This window comes from Nostoc sp. DedVER02 (genome assembly GCF_034530675.2).
Taxonomy (GTDB): domain Bacteria; phylum Cyanobacteriota; class Cyanobacteriia; order Cyanobacteriales; family Nostocaceae; genus Nostoc.
Genome location: NZ_JAVRCP020000025.1, coordinates 19871 through 38245, shown reverse-complemented (window position 1 = coordinate 38245; position 18375 = coordinate 19871). Strand labels below are relative to the sequence as shown.

The 18375-nt window shown below is 42.1% G+C and carries 15 protein-coding genes; 2 read left to right on the top strand and 13 right to left on the bottom strand.

Annotated elements, in window-relative coordinates; translation table 11 throughout:
* Positions 1-214: 214 nt before the first annotated feature.
* From RMZ41_RS22305 to RMZ41_RS22265, 9 genes are all read right to left on the bottom strand, one after another.
* Positions 215-4693, bottom strand: coding sequence for a PAS domain-containing protein (locus tag RMZ41_RS22305; RefSeq protein ID WP_322645164.1), 4479 nt, complete (start codon positions 4691-4693; stop codon positions 215-217).
* Positions 4690-5169: a response regulator gene (locus RMZ41_RS22300; RefSeq protein WP_322645165.1), complete on the bottom strand. Its 480-nt coding sequence runs from the start codon at positions 5167-5169 to the stop codon at positions 4690-4692. Before RMZ41_RS22300 ends, RMZ41_RS22305 begins: the two co-directional genes overlap by 4 nt.
* A complete protein-coding gene (locus RMZ41_RS22295) occupies positions 5166-7415 on the bottom strand; it encodes an ATP-binding protein (RefSeq protein ID WP_322645166.1) in 2250 nt (749 codons plus the stop codon). Before RMZ41_RS22295 ends, RMZ41_RS22300 begins: the two co-directional genes overlap by 4 nt.
* A gap of 123 nt (positions 7416-7538) precedes the next feature.
* Complete coding sequence (xseB, locus tag RMZ41_RS22290; protein WP_322645167.1) at positions 7539-7772, bottom strand: exodeoxyribonuclease VII small subunit; 234 nt, start codon at positions 7770-7772, stop codon at positions 7539-7541.
* A gap of 153 nt (positions 7773-7925) precedes the next feature.
* The gene (gene xseA, locus RMZ41_RS22285; protein WP_322645193.1) at positions 7926-9164 is read right to left on the bottom strand and encodes an exodeoxyribonuclease VII large subunit; all 1239 of its coding nucleotides are present in this window, start codon (positions 9162-9164) and stop codon (positions 7926-7928) included.
* 249 nt (positions 9165-9413) lie between these two features.
* Complete coding sequence (locus RMZ41_RS22280; protein WP_322645168.1) at positions 9414-10379, bottom strand: hypothetical protein; 966 nt, start codon at positions 10377-10379, stop codon at positions 9414-9416.
* Positions 10380-10711: 332 nt separating this feature from the next.
* Positions 10712-11731 (bottom strand): aldo/keto reductase, encoded by a 1020-nt coding sequence (locus RMZ41_RS22275; RefSeq protein WP_322645169.1) that lies wholly within the window; start codon positions 11729-11731, stop codon positions 10712-10714.
* Between the two features lie 153 nt (positions 11732-11884).
* The gene (petJ, locus tag RMZ41_RS22270) at positions 11885-12220 is read right to left on the bottom strand and encodes a cytochrome c6 PetJ (RefSeq protein ID WP_322645170.1); all 336 of its coding nucleotides are present in this window, start codon (positions 12218-12220) and stop codon (positions 11885-11887) included.
* 55 nt (positions 12221-12275) lie between these two features.
* Positions 12276-12500 carry a hypothetical protein gene (locus RMZ41_RS22265; protein WP_322645171.1) on the bottom strand — a complete coding sequence of 75 codons (225 nt, stop codon included), beginning with the start codon at positions 12498-12500 and terminating at the stop codon, positions 12276-12278.
* Between the two features lie 383 nt (positions 12501-12883).
* Here RMZ41_RS22265 and RMZ41_RS22260 point away from each other — a divergent pair, with 383 nt between their 5' ends.
* A complete protein-coding gene (locus RMZ41_RS22260) occupies positions 12884-13684 on the top strand; it encodes a histidine kinase (RefSeq protein ID WP_322645172.1) in 801 nt (266 codons plus the stop codon).
* Positions 13685-14003: 319 nt separating this feature from the next.
* On the opposite strand, the gene RMZ41_RS22255 is transcribed toward RMZ41_RS22260, so the two are convergent.
* The 4 genes from RMZ41_RS22255 to RMZ41_RS22240 all read right to left on the bottom strand — a co-directional run bounded on the left by RMZ41_RS22255 (position 14004) and on the right by RMZ41_RS22240 (position 17474).
* Positions 14004-14195, bottom strand: a complete 192-nt coding sequence (locus RMZ41_RS22255; RefSeq protein ID WP_229463351.1) for a YqaE/Pmp3 family membrane protein — start codon at positions 14193-14195, stop codon at positions 14004-14006.
* 131 nt (positions 14196-14326) lie between these two features.
* Positions 14327-14725 (bottom strand): phage holin family protein, encoded by a 399-nt coding sequence (locus RMZ41_RS22250; RefSeq protein WP_322645173.1) that lies wholly within the window; start codon positions 14723-14725, stop codon positions 14327-14329.
* Between the two features lie 228 nt (positions 14726-14953).
* The gene (locus RMZ41_RS22245) at positions 14954-15301 is read right to left on the bottom strand and encodes a 2Fe-2S iron-sulfur cluster-binding protein (protein WP_322645174.1); all 348 of its coding nucleotides are present in this window, start codon (positions 15299-15301) and stop codon (positions 14954-14956) included.
* 13 nt (positions 15302-15314) lie between these two features.
* Positions 15315-17474: a Tex family protein gene (locus RMZ41_RS22240; RefSeq protein WP_322645175.1), complete on the bottom strand. Its 2160-nt coding sequence runs from the start codon at positions 17472-17474 to the stop codon at positions 15315-15317.
* A 541-nt stretch (positions 17475-18015) separates the two neighbouring features.
* On the opposite strand from RMZ41_RS22240, the gene RMZ41_RS22235 reads away from it, so the two are divergent.
* Positions 18016-18231: a hypothetical protein gene (locus RMZ41_RS22235; protein WP_322645176.1), complete on the top strand. Its 216-nt coding sequence runs from the start codon at positions 18016-18018 to the stop codon at positions 18229-18231.
* Positions 18232-18375 lie beyond the last annotated feature (144 nt).

Here is an 18375-nt window from a genome sequence, read left to right as displayed (position 1 = left end):
CATTTGTCATTGGTCATTGGTCATTGGTCATTGGTATAGCACAAGCCTTGCTGGTTAGGACATCAACAGATGATGAAACTTAGACGCAAAAAGACTTTTCACCCAGTCCCCAATACGGTTCGGTTAAAGGTGAAAGGGAAAAGGGGAAAGGTTTTGAATACATCCTTTACCCTTTTCCCCTTACCCTTTCCCCAGCCCCCAGTCCCTTGCCATATCATTTCGTCTGTGCAAGTGCCACCACAGCCTGAACTAATTCTTCTGGATCGAGGGGTTTGGTAACGTGCCGTTGATAGCCACTGGTTATAGCTCGCTGGTAGTCATCAACACTAGCATAGGCAGTCAAAGCGATCGCCCGAATCTGTCCGCCCTTTTCGGGGGGTAAAGTTCGGATCTGTTGAATCAGGTTATAGCCATCGACTTCGGGCATCCCAATATCACTGACTAAGACATCGGGTTGAAAAGACACCAGGTTTGCCAATACTTGTGCCGCCGAAGTAACAGTCTTTACTGTCGCTCCGTATTCAGTCAGCAATACTGTTAATAGCTCACGGGCATCGGGGTCATCATCGACTGTCAGGACTCGAATTCCCGTAAGTTCGAGTCCTGATTGTGACAACTCATTTATCTGTTTGATTTCCGGCTTGACATTTAGCAGTGGTAACTGGACTGTAAAGGTGGCTCCGAAACCTTCACCTGCACTCTCAGCCGCGATCGTGCCGCCGTGAGCTTCAACCAACTGACGAACGATCGCTAATCCCAATCCTAACCCGCCATACTTGCGAGTAATTGAGACATCTTCTTGACGGAATGATTCAAAAATATGCGGCAGAAAGTCAGGATTAATGCCTTTACCAGTGTCACTCACAATAATCTGTGCCTGCTCGTCAACTCGCTCTAATCGGATTTCTACCCGTCCTCCCTTGGGGGTAAACTTGATAGCGTTGGAAAGTAAATTCCAAACGATCTGTTGGAGGCGGTTGGAATCTCCAGAGACTTGCCCAATATTCGGCAGTATCGGATGCAATGTAATTGATTTGGCAATGGCTGCTGTATTTACCGTGTCGATCGCAGATTCAATCACAAATAACAGATTTACAGGAGCAATATCTAGGCTAAGTTTGCCGCGCAGAATCTTGGCAATATCGAGCAAGTCATCAATCAGTTGAGTTTGCAGTTTAACGTTGCGTTCGATGGTAGCCAAAGCTTGAGCCGTTTTGGTTTCATTAAATTTGCGGCTTTGCAGCATCTTTGTCCAGCCTAAAATAGGGTTGAGAGGCGATCGCAATTCATGGGAGAGAATGGCAAGAAACTCATCTTTGATCCGATTAGCGCGTTCTGCTTCGTCCCGTGCGGTTCGCTCTAACTGAAATAGGCGATCGCGTTCAGCTTCTAGTTGTTTTTGCGCTTCGATATCAGTTGCACTGCCAAACCATTTAACAATTCGACCTTGCCGATCTTTTTGGGGAATTGCTTGGTGCAGATGCCAGCAATATACACCATCTGCCCTAAGCATCCGACCTTCGGCTTGATAAGAAGTACCCTGTTGTACTGCCTTGCTCCACTCTTGACCCAGAATCATTACATCTTCTGGATGGACAACCCCTTTCCAGCCGCTTGTGTGAGCTTGTTCTAGCGTTAATCCTGTGAATTCTAACCAACGTTGATTCACATCTAGTAATGTTCCTTCGGGGTTGGCTGTCCAGACTAATTGTGGAATTAATTCTGCCAAGCAGCGATAGCGTTCTTCACTTTGGCGTAATTCTTCTTCTACCTGTTTGCGATCGGTGATGTCCTGTACGTTGCCTAGCATCCGTACAGCATTTCCTGCTGTATCGTAGAAAACCTGACCTTTAGCCGCTAACCAGCGAATGCCATCGGGATGTAGGATGCGGAAATCATCTTCATAGCGCTCTTGCTGTTGCTGGATGGTGCGATTCACCGTTTCATTGGCTGAGGTGCGATCGTCTGGGTGCAGGCAGCTTAACCACTCTTCATAAGTAATTGCCTCTTTGCTTGGGTCAAACCCGAATAGATGGCAGTACTCTTCAGAGACATGAGCGCTGTTGCGGATAATGTCCCAATCCCATAATCCCGATCGCGTGGCTTTGTAAGCTAGCTTTAACCGGGCTTCGCTCTGCTGCAAAAGGAGTTCTGTCTTTTTGCGATCGGTGATGTCTCGTGAAATTAACAAGATTCGTTCCATCTGCCCACTGGCATCTAGAATCGGGCTAACGACTACTTCCCACCATTTCGGAGTGCCTTTGGTGGTTGGGCAGTATCCACGGAAAATACTGACTTCGCCTGTTTTAACGGCAGCGAGTGCCTGGTCTGCCTGTTGGCGATCGCTGCCTTCCCACAAACAGAGCCATTGAGTATTGAGATAGGAATTTAAGTCGTCAATTTCCATTAAACACAACCCGCCTGTATTCATGTACAGAAGTCGGCCATCAAGGCTTAATACCTTAATGCAGTCAGAACTACTGTCTAAAATACGGTTTTTAAATTCTTCACTTTGGCGCAGGGTTTCTTCAGTTTGTTGGCGAGCGGTGATATCTCGCCAGGTGACAACAAATCCATCTCCAAATTTAGCCACACGGATATCAAATGCTCTAACTAAGCGTTGTTGTCCGTAATCATCTTCATAAACTAGGCTGTCTTTAATCAGCGCTTCCCCTGTTTCTACTACCTGACAGTATTCAGCAAACAATCCACTGCCACGATGCCCTGGTAGTAATTCACACAATCCATGCCCAATCTGCTGCTCATAAGTCATTTGATTGTTGACACAAGCTGCATTATTAACATATTCAGTCCGAAAATCAATAATCTGTCCCTGCTCATTCCGTATCGCTCGGTATACCCCAAAGCAGTCCAGCATATTTTCAACTGATGTGCGGAAGAGTTCTTCGCTTTCTTGCAAGGCTGCGAAAGAGCGTTTGCGTTCGCTAATGTCTTCGGCAATACCTGTGAACCGATAAATCTCTCCTGTGTTATCTCGAAGGGGAAAGCAGCGATCTCTTACCCAGCGAATACTACCATTGGGTAAAATAATTCGGTATTCTTCATCGAATTCACCTGCGACAGCTTTTTCCTGAAATGCTCTCTGGATCAAATCTTGATCCTCCGGGTGAATCCGATCGAGCCATGCTTGTTGTCCTTGATACAATTCCTCTGGGTTCAATCCCCACAGTTTCTCATAAGCCGGACTGACATAACTAACTCGTTTTTCCGCTACCTCTTTAATCCAAAATACCGCATCAATGTTTTCTGCAAGTTGCCGGAAACGTTCTTCACTATCGCGCAGAACTTCGGCTGACTGTTTGCGTTCGGTGATATCTAGATCGATACCCGCCATCTGAATCGGTTGCCCGTGTTGGTCGTAGAAGACCTTGCCCTGGCTCAGTGCCCACCTAATTTTACCGTTGGGATATACTACCCGAAATTCAATGTCATAGTCTTCTCCGGTGGCGATCGCCCGCTCTACGGCTGCCAAAACGCGATCGCGATCGCCAAGGTGCAACCGCGCCAAAAACATCTCGAATGAGCCGTCAAACTCTCCTGGTTCAATTCCAAATAAGGCTTCCAGGTTATCCGACCAGGAAATTTTTCCTGTCTGGATGTTCCAGTTCCACGTTCCCATCCGAGAAGCTGACAGGGCTAATCGCAACTGTTCTTCGCTCTGGCGCAGTTCCGCTTCTACCTGTCGGCGTTCTTTTAGTTCGCGCTGTGCTTGTTGATACAGTTCTGCCTGTCGCAAGGCGATACTCATCTGAGTTGCCAATTCTTTGAGCAAGTCAATTTCTAAAGACTGCCACAATCGTGTGGACGCACAATGATGAGCAATTAGCAATCCCCAAAACTGATTATCTTGTAGAATTGGTACAACCAGATGAGCTTTGACTTGAAACGGAGCCAACAATTCACTGTGGAATGGGTCAATACTAGTATCCTGAATATCAGATATTGCCGTTACTTGCCCCAGATAATAGCGTTCGATATAATTTTTGAGAAAGGCGGGATTATATCTGACAGGTCGCGGTTGATTCCAGGTTACGGAAGGATCGTGGATGTTCGAGGGGAGCAGCGATCGCCACTCTGCCCCAAGTGATTCTGCTACTACTGTGCCATCTCCGTCATGATTTAACTGAAAAACCAGGACGCGATCGGTGTGGAGAAACTGCCGAACTGCGACTACGGTTGTTTGGAGGATATCATCTAGATTCAGGGATTGGTGAATTTGCTGGGTAATCTGGGCAACTACCCGTTCTCGTTCAATGCGTTGTTGCAGTTGAGTGCGTAGCTGCACTGTTTCAATCGCTCCATTGATTGCTGTTTGCAACCTTTCTGGGGTAATTCTCTCTTTGACGATATAATCTTGTGCGCCTGCTTTCATCGCCTGAACTGCGATCGCTTCATTGCCTTGCCCAGCGATCACAATCACAGGTAAGCAGGGCTGTTGGGTTAAGGGTTGCAATTGTGCCAGAAATTCTAGTCCGTCGAGATCGGGCAGTCGATAATCAAGTAAAATTGCATCTGGCTGGTGTTGCCGCCAAAGTTCCAATCCTTGCCGTCCCAGCGTTGCTTCTAAAAGCGTATAAGAATATTCGCGATCGCGCAGCAAATATCGCCGATACAGTTCTCGGTCTTCTGGAGAGTCATCAACAATTAAAACAATGCGCGATCTCTGACTCATGAATAATCCTCTGGGCGATCGGGCAGCGTCGTTACTTCAAACCAATATTCCACGAGTATCTGAATATCTCGTTTCAGTTGAGCAAAATTGATTGGCTTAACAATATAGCTATTGACACCGTATTGATAACATACTTCGATATCTTTGGGATTGTTAGAAGTAGTAAATACTACCACCGGAATCATCTTTAAGTTGTTATCCTGTTTAATTTGGCGTAATACTTCTCGTCCATCGGTTCCGGGTAGGTTCAAGTCAAGGACAATCAAGTGGGGACGGGGCGAACTTTTGCGATCGACATAGTTGCCAGTCCGATAAAGAAACGCCAAGGCTTGTTCTCCATTCACACACCGTTGAATGGGGATCGTAATGGAAGACCGACTTAGAAATCGTTGCAGTGCTTCAAAGTCTTCGTTGCTATCTTCCACAATTAAAAGCAGTGGGGTTTGTTGGATCGCGGAGGCTGAAATAAGAGTCATTTGTTTGCCTCCGCCCACAAGGTAAAGTAAAACGTACTGCCAATAGTTGGGGTAGATTCTACCCAAATTCTACCACCGTGCCGCTCCACAATTTTACGGGCAATGGTTAACCCTACGCCAGTCCCACCGCCAAATTCATCCCGTCCATGTAAGCGGCGGAAGATTTGAAAAATTTTGTCAAGATGTTCTTGTGAGATGCCAATGCCGTTATCACGAACATAGAAAGTCACAGAAGTGGAAGCAACTTTGTTTCCTTCGATGAAACCAATTTCAACCCACTTCTGGGGCTTATCATTATACTTAATGGCGTTGCTGATTAGATTGCTGAAGAGTTCATTAATCTGAGCGCGATCGCATTCTATACTTTTAAGGGGTTGAGGAATGCGAAACTCGACTTCGCTTTGTAGTCGGGCAATGGTCAAAGTAGTGATTACCTGCTGTACTAACTCATTTAGATTTACTGGTTGCCGGATAAGTTCGGCGCGTCCCAAGCCGGAGAAATGGAGGAGTGAGTTTATCAGGTCTTCCATTCGCTGCGTCAACCGCACCATAGTTTGGAGTTTTGCAACACCATCCTCATTTAGTACGTCTGCATAATCTTCGATTAAGAAGTTCGCATAGTTGTGAATGCCGCGCAGAGGTTCTTTCAGGTCGTGGGAAGCAACATAAGCAAAAGAATCTAGTTCTTCGTTACTGCGTTGTAATTCAAAATTCATCGATGCCAATTTGTCTGCCTGCCGCAACACAACACCTACAATCAAGCTTCGCAGTTCAGTAACTGCTTCAACTTCACAGGGTTTCCAAGGCATAGCACAGCCTTGCACCGTTTCTTGCCATAGTTCAAAAGATTTGCGAGGAGACATTCGTAAACTGCCATCACAGAGAACTTCTATCGGTTTGTTGGGGTTGCCACCCCAATTCACAGTTTGAATTACCTCTGGACGAAACCAGAGAATGTAATTGTGATGAACTTTAGAAATTTCTAGGGCTAATACTCCACTGGTGATCGCTTTAAATGACTCGGCAGCAGGATAATTTTTCATGAGCGATCGCGTCTGGAACAAGTTATGATGAACGTGAGGTTTAATCCAATCAACTACAGCCTGAACCTCTAACTCTGATGGCGTTTCCCCGACTCGAATACACTGGTTGCCACTGCAAATTACCGCTCCCGTGGCGCTGACCAAATTGAGTAATTGAGATTTCAGTTGTACCATCCCATCCAAGAAATACTCAGCTTGAGACAACTCTTCAACAAATTGCGTTTGCAACGACTTCAATTGCCTTTTGTAATCAATATCTTCACTCGCTTCTTTATTTACTAATTCCACAGACATCACCTGCCCAATGAACTCGCACACGGTGCGGATATTGTAAGAAACATATTTGGGTGACGAATGATGACAAGCAATCAATCCCCAAAGCTTTTGTTCGTGCATTAGGGAAATAGACATAGAGGCAGTCACGCCCATATTTTGCAGATACTCTAGATGAATCGGAGAAACACTCCGCAAAACTGAGAGACTGAGATCGAGTGGTTGATTTGTTAAAGGATTGTTCGCTGGAATTAAGGTAACAGGCTGGTAGCTGGCATTTGGAATCAGCCGCAGCCAGTTGAGAGTGTATAGCTGTCGGGCTTGCTTGGGAATATCAGAGGGCGGATAGTGTAAGTTCAAATATGGTGTTTCCTGATTTGTGTCTTCAGCGATAACACTGCCTGCCCCTTCGCGATCGAATCGATAGACCATAACCCGTTCAAAGCCAGTGATTCGCCGGACATCTGTAACCACAAGCTGGCACATTTCCAGCAGCGTTGGTGCTTTCTGAATGCGGGTAATAGTTCCTCGTACCTGTTGATAGAAGTCAAAAAAGCCTGTTTGTCCCTTCGCTTTTTTCGGCTCCAATTCCAGAATAATAATAGTATCTAAACGATGTACAATACCATCAAAATATATTGATTTATTCAGACGCTTGATGGACAAATTGAGAGGATTTATGCTCTCAAAATCTTCTGTCAGACATTGTTGAATCAGCTGAATTTGCTTGGTATTGAATAAATTTGCCAGTGGCTGACCTAGCAATTGTTCTGGTTGATAGCCAACAATTTCCTGAGTATTACTGCTCACCTGAAGAATTTCCAAGGTAGGATCTTGCAAAACGAGTAAAACCCCGTGAGGCTGGATCAGACTAGGAATGTGGATCGGTTCGCGATCGCAGTTTGTTAAATCAATCGTCTCATCAGCCATTCTCAGCTTCTCCAACGCCTCATTAGAACTCTGACATAAATTAGAAGAATTCTTTCTTTTTAGCTATTTAGCTTTTAATTATATTTAACTAACTAATTGAACTCACCTTAAACACTCTAGCTTTTACTCTTCACTCAAAGTTTCAATTAACAAATCTACCTGCTGCTGTCGCTGCTGCAAAAAACTTTCGCACTGACGCAAATACTCAACAGCACTTGCAAATTGATCGAACACAGCTTCCAATTCCAACTCACCCGCCTCAATGCGAGTAATAATCCCCTCTATTTCAGCAACCTTCGCCTCATAATTCCAACCTTCCATCGAATCAGAACTAGAAGAACTTTTACGTTTAACCATTAACCTCTCTGTGTCCTCTGCGCCTCTGTAGTAGCCTGCGGCAAGCCCTTCGGTTAACGCTCCTACGTCGCTAACGCTTCTCTACGAGACGCTACGCGAACGCTAACAGCAGTCGCTTATGGGGGAAACCCCCAGGATCGTGCTGCTTCACCGCTATGGGTCTACGTTTACTTCCATAACCTTTACTTTAACCCCACCCAGCCCCAACTGAATCACTAAATCTTCCCCCACAGCCAACTTTGCCGCCGAACGAGCGATCGCCCCATCTTCCCTTCTCACCACCGCATAACCACGTTGTAACACCGCTTTCGGGTCAAGAGTTGCCAACTTTTGCCGTAATAATTCTAAATGCTGCGTTGCTTGCTGCGATCGCCCCGTGGTAATTTGTACCAAATGCTGACGCTTCCAAGCTAACTTTGCTACCTCCTGTTGCACTTGCCGATCTAACCGCAAACGCCGCAAACGATTCCGCAAACCTTGCAGTTTATTCTCAGCATTTTCTCTATAATCATGCACCGCCTCATGTAAACCGACAACTCGCCCCCGATGCTCAGTGTACAACTCGGAAAGTGCTGGTACAACCATTTCTGCCGCCGCAGTAGGTGTATGCACACAGACATCTGCAACTAAATCCGCTAAAGATTCATCTCGTTGATGGCCGATACCAGTAATTACCGGAATCGAACAACTAGCAAGCGATCGCACCACACGTTCATCATTAAAACAGGCCAACTCTTCCACCGCGCCACCACCCCGCGATAAAATTAGCACTTCGGCGCGTCCATCTTTTTCCACCCGTTCAATTGCTTTGACGATAGATTCCGGCGCTTGCTCACCTTGGACTGTCGCCGGAGAAAATAAAACGTGTAAACCTGGATACCTTTGCTTCAGGGTTTTTTGAATATCCCCCCAAGCAGCAGCCGTTGGGGAAGTGACAACAGCGATCGTTTGCGGGTGGATGGGGAGCGATCGCTTTCTTTGCGCGTCGAACAACCCCTCAGCCAGCAAGCGATTTTTTAGTTGTTGATAGCGTAGCGCCTGTAAACCTATACCAGCAGGTAGAGTTTGCCAAACTGATAACTGATATTCTCCCCGTTGCGGATACAGGCGAATACTACCCAAAATAATTATTTGTTCGCCAGCAACTGGCATTTGGGCGAGTTTTGGCAATTGACTATTCCATACCACACATTTAATTCCGGCGGTGCGATCGGTATCTTGCAGCGTAAAAAATAAACCACTGCGATGATGGTTAGCGCTAGAAACTTCGCCAGTTACCCAAACTTGCCGTAGTTGTTCATCTTGCTCTAACAACAAGCGGATATAGTCAGTTAATCCAGATACTGAAAGTGCAGTATTGAGAATGAGTGAGTCGGAAAGGTCGGAAGTCATCAAAGATGCCTGAAAGCATTTGTGCTGAGGCGATTCTAGCATTTTTAACGAAGTCATTAGTCATTTGTCATTTGTCATTTGTGATTCGGGAAAAAAAGAATCTAGTTCCCTGCCCTTTATAAGGTTAGGGTGGGGTAAAACTGACGCAAAAACCAGGTGAGTAAACTGCTTCAGACTTGTGTATACACTGTAGACTCAGCGCTGAGTAAGTACTAAATACTATGTATTTATTTGCTTACTCAACACTCATTAAGCAAAGGCAATTTTCAGAACTGCTAATTTTCTCACGAATACCATCTCTCCGGTGTCGATATCCACAGTAAATAAAGAATTTATTGGCTCACGATTGATATTAGCAATTGCATATAATTTTCCTAGTGGAGAAAAAGCTAAACCGAGCAAGTCATTTTCTAAAACTTTATTATTCAAGTGCAATTCTGACAATTTGATAATTAGTGGTTTCCCAGTAATTCCTGAATAATTTTCCATATCTAACTGCACCAAATGGGCAGGATGCATGTGATCCATGCTTATAGCATAAATTTTTCTATCAACTGGAGATTGAGTGAGATTACTATAGCGTCGGTCTGGTAGTAGGTCTGGTAAAACTAGTTCATCATAATTTACTTTTCCTGTTTCAGAGTCAATAGTTACTAACTCAAAGGGTGGAATACCTCCTCTAATACTAATGATGCCCACAAGCTTGCCATCTTCAGTTTCTAGCAGATTTTCTAAAGTACTATCTTCGTGTTTAAATCCCCACACTTTTAGAGATTTCTGAATTTGACCAGACTCATAACTATTAACAAATAAGAGGCGATTAAAATTGCCTTCCTGTGTGTGTGCTACAGAGCTAATAATGAATGTTCCATTAGACAGAGTATTCAGACTTGTGAGCCGCTCGTAAGGCTCCTGATAGAAGGCTTTAGGTATAACTTTAGTAAGTGCCTGTTGGTTCTCAACAATGTTAGTCGAGATTGTCGAGTGAGATAAGTTTTCACCAGTATCTATATTTAAAGATATTAGAGATATTTCAGGGGTCGTATGGGCTATATTTTCCATTTCGGAAGTATGTAATAATCTTCCTAATGGATTACAAATATTTTTTGCCGTTTCATTGCCGCCAACTAGATTTAAGTTGTTGCTAGTTGCAAAGCTTACTCCGTAAACTATTGAAGCCTTCTGTGCAGTACTTGCTTGGATGTTAGGATTCATGTCAGTTTAAAGAATTGTTTACAGTTTATGAATTTATATAAATTGCTTTGAGAATAAGTCTCAATCAATTTTTATAGTCATATAATACAATATGATTGCATTTTGTAGTCAACCTCATATTTAAAAATTCATCAAACATATTTAGGAGCTAAAAGTCAAAATTATGTACCACTGGCGGATAGCGCAAAAATAGCGAGTCGTGAGTGTCTGAATCAATGACTTCAAGACGCTTGATGACTCGCTATCAGTTGTAGGGTCTGTAATTTTAATCGGGGCCGTTAGGCTTTATCCCTGGTTTTAAGCACGAGTGGACATTAATTTTTCGCTGATAATTATCGCCGATATTCGTCGCCACAATCGCCGATTAGCTGATACAAATCTCGTGATTGGCGAGATACGGCAATAATGCGATCGCGATCGTCATCATCTAAACTAAAACTAAATACTTTGGCGTTATCTTCTATATGTTCAGATACACCAAGTCTGGCTCCAACTATCACACCGCCGACTGTTGGCTGATCTAAAATGTAACGAACTGCTACGTTGGCGATACTCACTTTATGCTTATTAGCAATTTCCTTCAAGATAGCTAGCAACTCTTGAAATAATCGCCAACCACCCCAAGCATCGATCATATTTTTATATTTTTTCAAACTAGCCGTGGAGAGATCAAATCCTCGCGGTTCTGGTTTACCCAAATAGTTTTCTGATAACAAACCACCGCACAGTGTACCGTAAGTAAAAAGTTTGATGTCATGCTCTTGACAAAACTGTACCATATTAACTTCGGGACGGCGGTCAACCAGAGAAAATTGCACTTGGTTAGAAACAATTTTGATGCCTGCTTCAGTAATAATCTTCAGATTTTCTGTGTCAAAATTAGTTAAACCTAGATGCTTTATTTTCCCTTCAGTCTGAAGTTCTGCCATATATTTGAGGGCATCCAGGTAATTTTTATCCTGATATTCCCACCAATGGAATTGCATTAAATCTAACGATTCGACATTCATCCTTCTCAGGGAAATATCAATATTTTCCTCAACCAGCTTTTTGGTCATTTTGCCTGGACGAGGAACCCATTTTGTAAAAGCTTGCACCTGAGATAAAGCATCTTTTCCACGAGTATCAATTAATTGACAACGAAACTCACCAATAAAGTCTTCTGCGGGCCCATAATGGTCTGCTAAATCCCAAGTAGTAAAGCCTGCATCTAAATATTTGAACATAGTCTCAATAGCGGCTGGGGGATTTATCCGTCCGTGTGCGCCGGAGACTTGCCACATACCATTTAAGATGCGGCAGATATTTAAATCAGGAGTAAATTGGAGACGGCTAGCTGTGGGTAAGTTCATTTTCAAGTTTAGGAGTGAGAAGAGTTAATAATTAGTAAGTTGACAAGCGGATTTTTACAGCCTTTTAACTTTTCTACTTTATTATGAATGATTTAGCATTGCTAGAGTTAATAACTACTAATTCTTGTACAGACACGATGAATCGCGTCTCTTCTAACGCCAGCCTTTTTCAGCTTGTTCGAGAACGTAAGCAGCAACGTCTTGAATTTGCTGTTCAGTGAGACGCTCTTTGTAAGCTGACATATTATTTTTACCATTAGTTACTATAGATGTAACTGCCTCTATAGAATCCATACCATACTTTTTCAAAGCTTGCTTTTTGAGATTTTTACCTCGCCTGATGATGTTGCTACCATTGATATGACAACCAGCACATTGAACACTAAATATTTGTTCGCCGTTCACTGTATCTCCTGCACTTGCAGGTAAAGTAAAAGTGCTGATTAATAGCAAAAATGTTACTAGTACTAATGTGAGTATTTTTTTCAATTTACTTTTCCCTATTTTGAGATACAGGTTACAGATATAAATGTTACAAACAAACCTATAAAGATTCAAAATCAGTTATAAATCCGGCGAATTTTGTACAATCTTCTTGAAAAGTTTCTGCATCGCTAACATCTTCAATTTTATAGGACATGATGCGTGTACCGTCTGGCATTTTTTTGGAACTAATCAATTCCCCTTTGTACTTTTCTGCGATCGCTTTAAAATCAGTACCATGAAGTTTCCAGGCATCAGTCGAACAAGTAATATTTACTCGCCACATATTCTTTTCTCAATTACTACCACTAAATATCCATCATCTCATAAATAGGTAACATCTTACCTCCAGCAAGGCAGAGGGTAGGGGACTTGAGGTAAAAGAGAGGTATTATTCCCTCTGCCTTTAGGCTTTAGAGCAAATTTATAAACAAAAATAAAAATGTTTTCTCGATTCAGGTAATATAAGAAACAATTCATCATTCTTAAACTTCCTAAATAAATTTAGGAAGATTTCGGCTTTTACCCAACTTATCAATATCACCTCTTTAGGGTTGTAATTTTCTATCTAAAGGAAGTACCAAGCCTAATTTTGCTACGTCATAATATATATGTTAAGAACATTTCTAGAAAATTTTATCCCAATTAGTTAAACTTCAAGAGTTGAAAATGCCTAACAATATCAAACAACAAATTCAAGCAGACCTGCAACAAGCGAAAGAAACCGGACAGTTAAGAACTGAGCGGATTCGAGAAATAGTAAAATCCGCAGTTTCTCAAGTAGCTTCTGAGTTTAAACAAGGTTCTACTGAAGTTCGTAGCATTGTGAAAGATGCTGTTTCTGCTGTAATTGAAAACTTCCAAGAAAAAGGTAGCGAACTCAAGGATGAAGTGACAGCTTCCATTGAAGGAGCGCTGGAAGGAATTAATAGCAAAAGACATGAAGACATTGCTAAAACTCAAACAGATATTAAGCGGCTACAGGCTCAATTGGATGGTGAAGAAGAACAACTCCAACAAGAGGTTGATATAATTCTGGCAGAAATTGAAGAGACGGGTAAGGAAAAACCTGCCAGTACCAAAACTGCGATTGATTCTGCTGTCAATGCGATTAAAGATAGTGAAGAAGTCGGATTGTTAAAGAAACGTTACGCGCAACTGCAAGCGCAACTAGCCATTGTCCGAGCTAATATGGCTGCACGCTATGGTGGGCGGAATATGGAAGTTCAAGATTATCTAGACGAGGCTAAACACTGGTACGATAAAGCCCGTCCCCAAGCCGAATCTATGGCTGTGCAGGTAGAAGAGAAGCGATCGCAGCTAGAAGATAAACTAGGAGAAGCTGGTACATCTCTAGCAAGAAAAGAGCGTCAAATCAAACAAACATTGCGAGAATTACTCTTAACAGCAGCTGATTTGTTCAAAGATAAGGAACCTGCTAAGAAAGAACGGGAAACCATTCACAAATAGAGCAGAGTGTTTCTTCAAAAAACCCCTGATATATATTTATTTTTTCGTAGTGTGCGTTATGCCAAAGGCTAACGCACCTTTTACTATCAACTAAACCCTGAGAGACATCTAATAATATATTCCGTTATTGCGAGTAAAACGAATTAATCCCAGACACTTTGCGATTGCTTCGCTTCACTTACAATGATACTACCGCGAACATTAGCAATGACATCTTATGGAAATGGTATAAGTTAGTTTTAGTAGGAACTAAAATGGTGCATTACAGCTTTAACCATAACGCACCATTTTTAAGGTTTCTGGAAACTAATCTTGCCTATTAGTAAATACCACCTTCTCGATTCAGTTGTTCATCATGCTTGGCAATAACCCAAATTGCATGAATACTACCGGGTAGCCAACCTAGAACCGTGAGCAAGATATTAATAAACAATGTTGGGCCTACGCCAACTGTCAGGAAAACGCCTAAAGGAGGCACTAACAAACCGAGAAGAAAACGAACTAGTTTCATGATTTTACAACTTTGTAATTTTGTTTAGTCACATTTTTTTGAAGATGCCTAATTAGGAAATCCACCTTCGGATATCTTTTTTGGAGTAGATAATTGATAAAAGTAAATATTCTTTCTACTCCTTTTTATATTTATCTAGAAGGTAATTCACCTTGGGGCTTGACATCACCACTGCCAGCTAAAAGATTTCTTTCAACGAAGTAGTTGTTAATGAAAGTGTTAGCAAAAGTTAAAATCACTGGCCCAAGAAGGAAACCAATAATTCCGCGTACTCCGAACCCAGGAACTAGTACTGCTGCTAACCAAAAACACAAACCGTTGACGACGAGCGAAAATGCTCCAAATGATAGAAAGTTAAGTGGTAGAGAGAGAGTAGATAAAACTGGTTTAACTGAACCGTTAATTAGACCAATTACTAAAGCGGCGATTATAGCTGCGGGGAAATTAGCAATATTAACGCCTGGAACAACTAAATCGACAATCAACAGGCTTAAAGCTGTAGCTAGGGCGGTTAATAATGGAGTTAACATTTTTTTGACCTAATCTTTTTTATTTGTAACTTCTTATCTCATCTTTAACTATCTGCCAGACTTTCACCTCTCTTGCAAGATAGAATTTACTTCTGCCATTAGGTCTATTATTGAGAAAACTATAGTAGTTATCATATTCATACATGACAGCACCCCTACTATGATGTCACGTTTTTAAGGGTGCATTAAATTTGTTTGTTTAACGCACCCTAAAAACTTAAGATTAATTTAATGTAACTCAGATTTTCCAGACTCAGGCTGATAGTAAAGGGCTGATTTATACAAGACTTGTTCTTGATGGGTTTCTAAAGTGCAATTAGACAAAGGGTAAGTTACACAAGTTACAACATAACCAGCCTGTATTTCACTTGGACGCAGAAATTTTTGCTCATTTTGATCGACTTCACCACTAATAAGTTTGGCGATACACGCAGAACATTCGCCTTGTTTACACCCAAATGGTAGGCGGATACCAGCTTCTTCTGCCATATCCAAAATATATTGATCGTCTGGTATTGGAATGGTGCGATCTAATCTAAGTGTAGAATTGATGAATCGAACTTGATAAACTGCCATCTGCTGTTTCTAATTATTGTTTAACTGCTTTCATCGACAAACTAATGCGCTTAAGTTTCTCGTTGATTTCTAACACTTGGACTTTGACTACTTGCCCGACTTTAACAACTTTGTTGGGATCGTCTACAAATCTATCAGCAAGTTGGGATATATGCACCAAGCCATCTTGATGTACGCCGATATCAACAAACGCACCGAAGTTGGCGACATTTGTCACGATTCCCTCTAGTTCCATTCCCACCTTTAAATCGCTGATTTCTGTAATTCCTTCTCTGAAGGTGGCATACTTAAACTCAGCCCGTGGATCTCTACCAGGTTTTTCTAGTTCGCTGAGAATGTCGCGCAGTGTAGGTTCGCCGACGCTATCGGTAACGTATTTCTTCAGGTTGGTCTTTTTGAGTTTTTCGGCAATTTCTGTCACCTGATTTAATGGCACATTTAGATCCGATGCGATCGCTTCTACTACAGAATAACTCTCTGGATGCACTGCTGTATTATCTAATGGATTATCACCGCCGCGAATCCGCAGAAAACCCGCCGCTTGTTCAAAAGCTTTTGGCCCCAACTTCGGAACTTTCAAAAGTTGGCGGCGATTTTTAAAGGCTCCATTCTGGTTACGATAGGCGACAATGTTATTGGCAACTGTTGCCGTAATCCCAGAGACGGAAGTGAGAAGTTCTTTGGAGGCGGTGTTTAAATCCACGCCGACATAGTTCACGCAGCTTTCTACAGTGTCATCCAATTTCTTTTTCAACAACTTTTGATCGACATCGTGCTGATATTGTCCCACGCCAATAGATTTAGGATCGATTTTCACCAGTTCCGCCAAGGGGTCTTGCAAACGGCGACCGATGCTAATAGCACCGCGCACGGTAATATCTAAATCGGGAAACTCTTCTAGCGCTACAGTACTTGCAGAATATATAGATGCGCCGGACTCATTCACCATCACCTTCACTGGTTTGCGTTCTATTGTTTGCAATACTTGCGTCACAAACTCCTCTGTCTCACGGGATGCTGTACCGTTACCAATGGCGATTAATTCAATCTTATATTTTTCAATCAGATTTTTGAGTGTTTGTGCAGCTTTCGCGCGTTGTTCAGCCGCTTGGTGAGGGAAAACCGCTTGGTATTCCAAAAATTTTCCTGTTTGGTCGAGGGCTGCAACTTTACACCCAGTTCTAAATCCAGGGTCTATCGCCAAGGTTGGTTTCATTCCAGCCGGTGCAGACAGCAGCAACTCTCGCAGATTAGTTTCAAATGTCTTGATTGATTCTATGTCTGCGTAGATTTTTTTCTCAGAAATCACCTCTCCCATTAGAGAGATTTTCATTAAACGGTTAAATGCATCCTTCAACATCGCCTGATAAAAATCCCGAATTGTCCGAACTTTGGTTTTAATTTCTTTCGATTCCAGATAGTAAAGTACCGTATCTTCATCGAAAGCGATTTCAAAGCTTAAGATTTTTTCCGCTTCACCCCGACACAACGCCAGCATATTATGGGGTGCAATATTTTTTACCCTAATTTGATAGTTCCGGTACATCTCAAATTTGGTTGTCCCTTCCGGATGATCATCTTTGATGCGGGAGACAAATACCCCTTCTTGGAAAAGATAATCGCGGATATATGCCCGTAATTCAGCTTTTTCAGCCACTTCTTCCGCTAAAATATCAGCCGCACCTTTCAACGCCTCTTCTGCGGTTTTGACTCCGGTGGTTTCAGAAATATACTTAGCTGCTTCTTCTTCCAATGAAGCTGTTGCAGCATTTTTGAGATTTAGCGACTTGATGAATTCTGCTAGTGGTTCGAGTCCTTTTTCTCTAGCGATGGTAGCGCGGGTGCGGCGCTTTGGGCGATAGGGTAGATATAAATCCTCAAGTTCGGTTTTTTGTAAGCAGGATGAGATTTTGGCTTTGAGTTCATCTGTCAGTTTACCTTGCTGTGCGATCGCACTTAAAATTACAGATTTTCGTTCTTCCAGTTCTGTTAAATAAGTATATCGATCGGCCAGTTCGCGTAGTTGCACTTCATTCATCTCATCGGTGCGCTCTTTACGATAACGTGCAATAAAAGGAATTGTTGCACCCTCCGCCAAAAGTTCCAGCGCGTTTTGCACCTGATGGGGTTTGAGGTTTATTTCAGTTGCCAGTAGTTGAGGAATGTTCAGCATTAGGTGTCTAAAATGAAAAAATGAAAATGTTACTTCTAAAGGTAATATGCTAGACCCTTATCTTGGCGCAAGGCCAAAATTTGCAGCTAATTTACCAGATGAGCGATCGCAAAAGTGCAATTAGCGACATAGACAAAATTCACATACCCAAGTTTTAAACCCCTATCAATCCAGATATGTAAAGTAAATTTGTATAAGATACTACGCATCAATGCTCAGGTGAAAAAGCGAGAAAACAACCAACCTAGAATTAAGAGTCTGATTTTATACTTGACATACTTGCTCAAAACATTGCTAGACGTACCGCCATTAAGAAAGAGTTATTCAGCAAGCTTTTGGTGCTTCATCTATCGCAAGAATTATTCCGATTAGTGAAATCTCCAATGTTACTTAGATTTGATTTTCTATAATATTTATTTCGAGCGACTGTTGTGCCTAAAATATTATTGGATATAAAATCAACTACACTTCCAAAAACAAGAAACAATCAATTTTGATTTGTTTTATAAACAAAACAACTTTTAACTCAGAGGTTAGAAATATGCCTTTGTTTTTCTTGATACCACTGTGTACTGCTTTAGCCACTGGCTACCTATTTAAAAAGAGTACCGATGAAATTGCATATCTTGCAGGTGTATTTGCAGCTATTAGCTTGATATTAAGCCTGTTATTAGCACCCTGGCAAATTCAGTTTGGATTGTTGATCATTGTCTTAATGATGACCAATAGGCTTTTGCGGGAGAATGAACCCAAATAAACTGAAACTACAGGACAACAACCTAGATAAATTAAATAATGCCAATCACCACTAATTAATTTCTTCTCAACATTAAACTGCTAGAAATTATCAGACAGCTAGCCCGATAATGTATTTAAAGACGGAGATTGGTATTTTATCTAT

Bases quoted from the DNA above. Each gene is read 5' to 3' on its own strand.
- RMZ41_RS22250 (WP_322645173.1), bottom strand. From the start codon at position 14,725: ATGTTAACTCCATTATTAACCGCCCTAGCTACAGCTTTAAGCCTGTTG.
- RMZ41_RS22300 (WP_322645165.1), bottom strand. From the start codon at position 5,169: ATGACTCTTATTTCAGCCTCCGCGATCCAACAAACCCCACTGCTTTTA.
- RMZ41_RS22265 (WP_322645171.1), bottom strand. From the start codon at position 12,500: ATGTGGCGAGTAAATATTACTTGTTCGACTGATGCCTGGAAACTTCAT.
- RMZ41_RS22275 (WP_322645169.1), bottom strand. From the start codon at position 11,731: ATGAACTTACCCACAGCTAGCCGTCTCCAATTTACTCCTGATTTAAAT.
- xseB (WP_322645167.1), bottom strand. From the start codon at position 7,772: ATGGTTAAACGTAAAAGTTCTTCTAGTTCTGATTCGATGGAAGGTTGG.
- xseA (WP_322645193.1), bottom strand. From the start codon at position 9,164: ATGACTTCCGACCTTTCCGACTCACTCATTCTCAATACTGCACTTTCA.
- RMZ41_RS22240 (WP_322645175.1), bottom strand. From the start codon at position 17,474: ATGCTGAACATTCCTCAACTACTGGCAACTGAAATAAACCTCAAACCC.
- RMZ41_RS22235 (WP_322645176.1), top strand. From the start codon at position 18,016: ATGCCTTTGTTTTTCTTGATACCACTGTGTACTGCTTTAGCCACTGGC.
- RMZ41_RS22305 (WP_322645164.1), bottom strand. From the start codon at position 4,693: ATGAGTCAGAGATCGCGCATTGTTTTAATTGTTGATGACTCTCCAGAA.
- RMZ41_RS22260 (WP_322645172.1), top strand. From the start codon at position 12,884: ATGCCTAACAATATCAAACAACAAATTCAAGCAGACCTGCAACAAGCG.
- RMZ41_RS22245 (WP_322645174.1), bottom strand. From the start codon at position 15,301: ATGGCAGTTTATCAAGTTCGATTCATCAATTCTACACTTAGATTAGAT.
- RMZ41_RS22255 (WP_229463351.1), bottom strand. From the start codon at position 14,195: ATGAAACTAGTTCGTTTTCTTCTCGGTTTGTTAGTGCCTCCTTTAGGC.
- RMZ41_RS22295 (WP_322645166.1), bottom strand. From the start codon at position 7,415: ATGGCTGATGAGACGATTGATTTAACAAACTGCGATCGCGAACCGATC.
- RMZ41_RS22280 (WP_322645168.1), bottom strand. From the start codon at position 10,379: ATGAATCCTAACATCCAAGCAAGTACTGCACAGAAGGCTTCAATAGTT.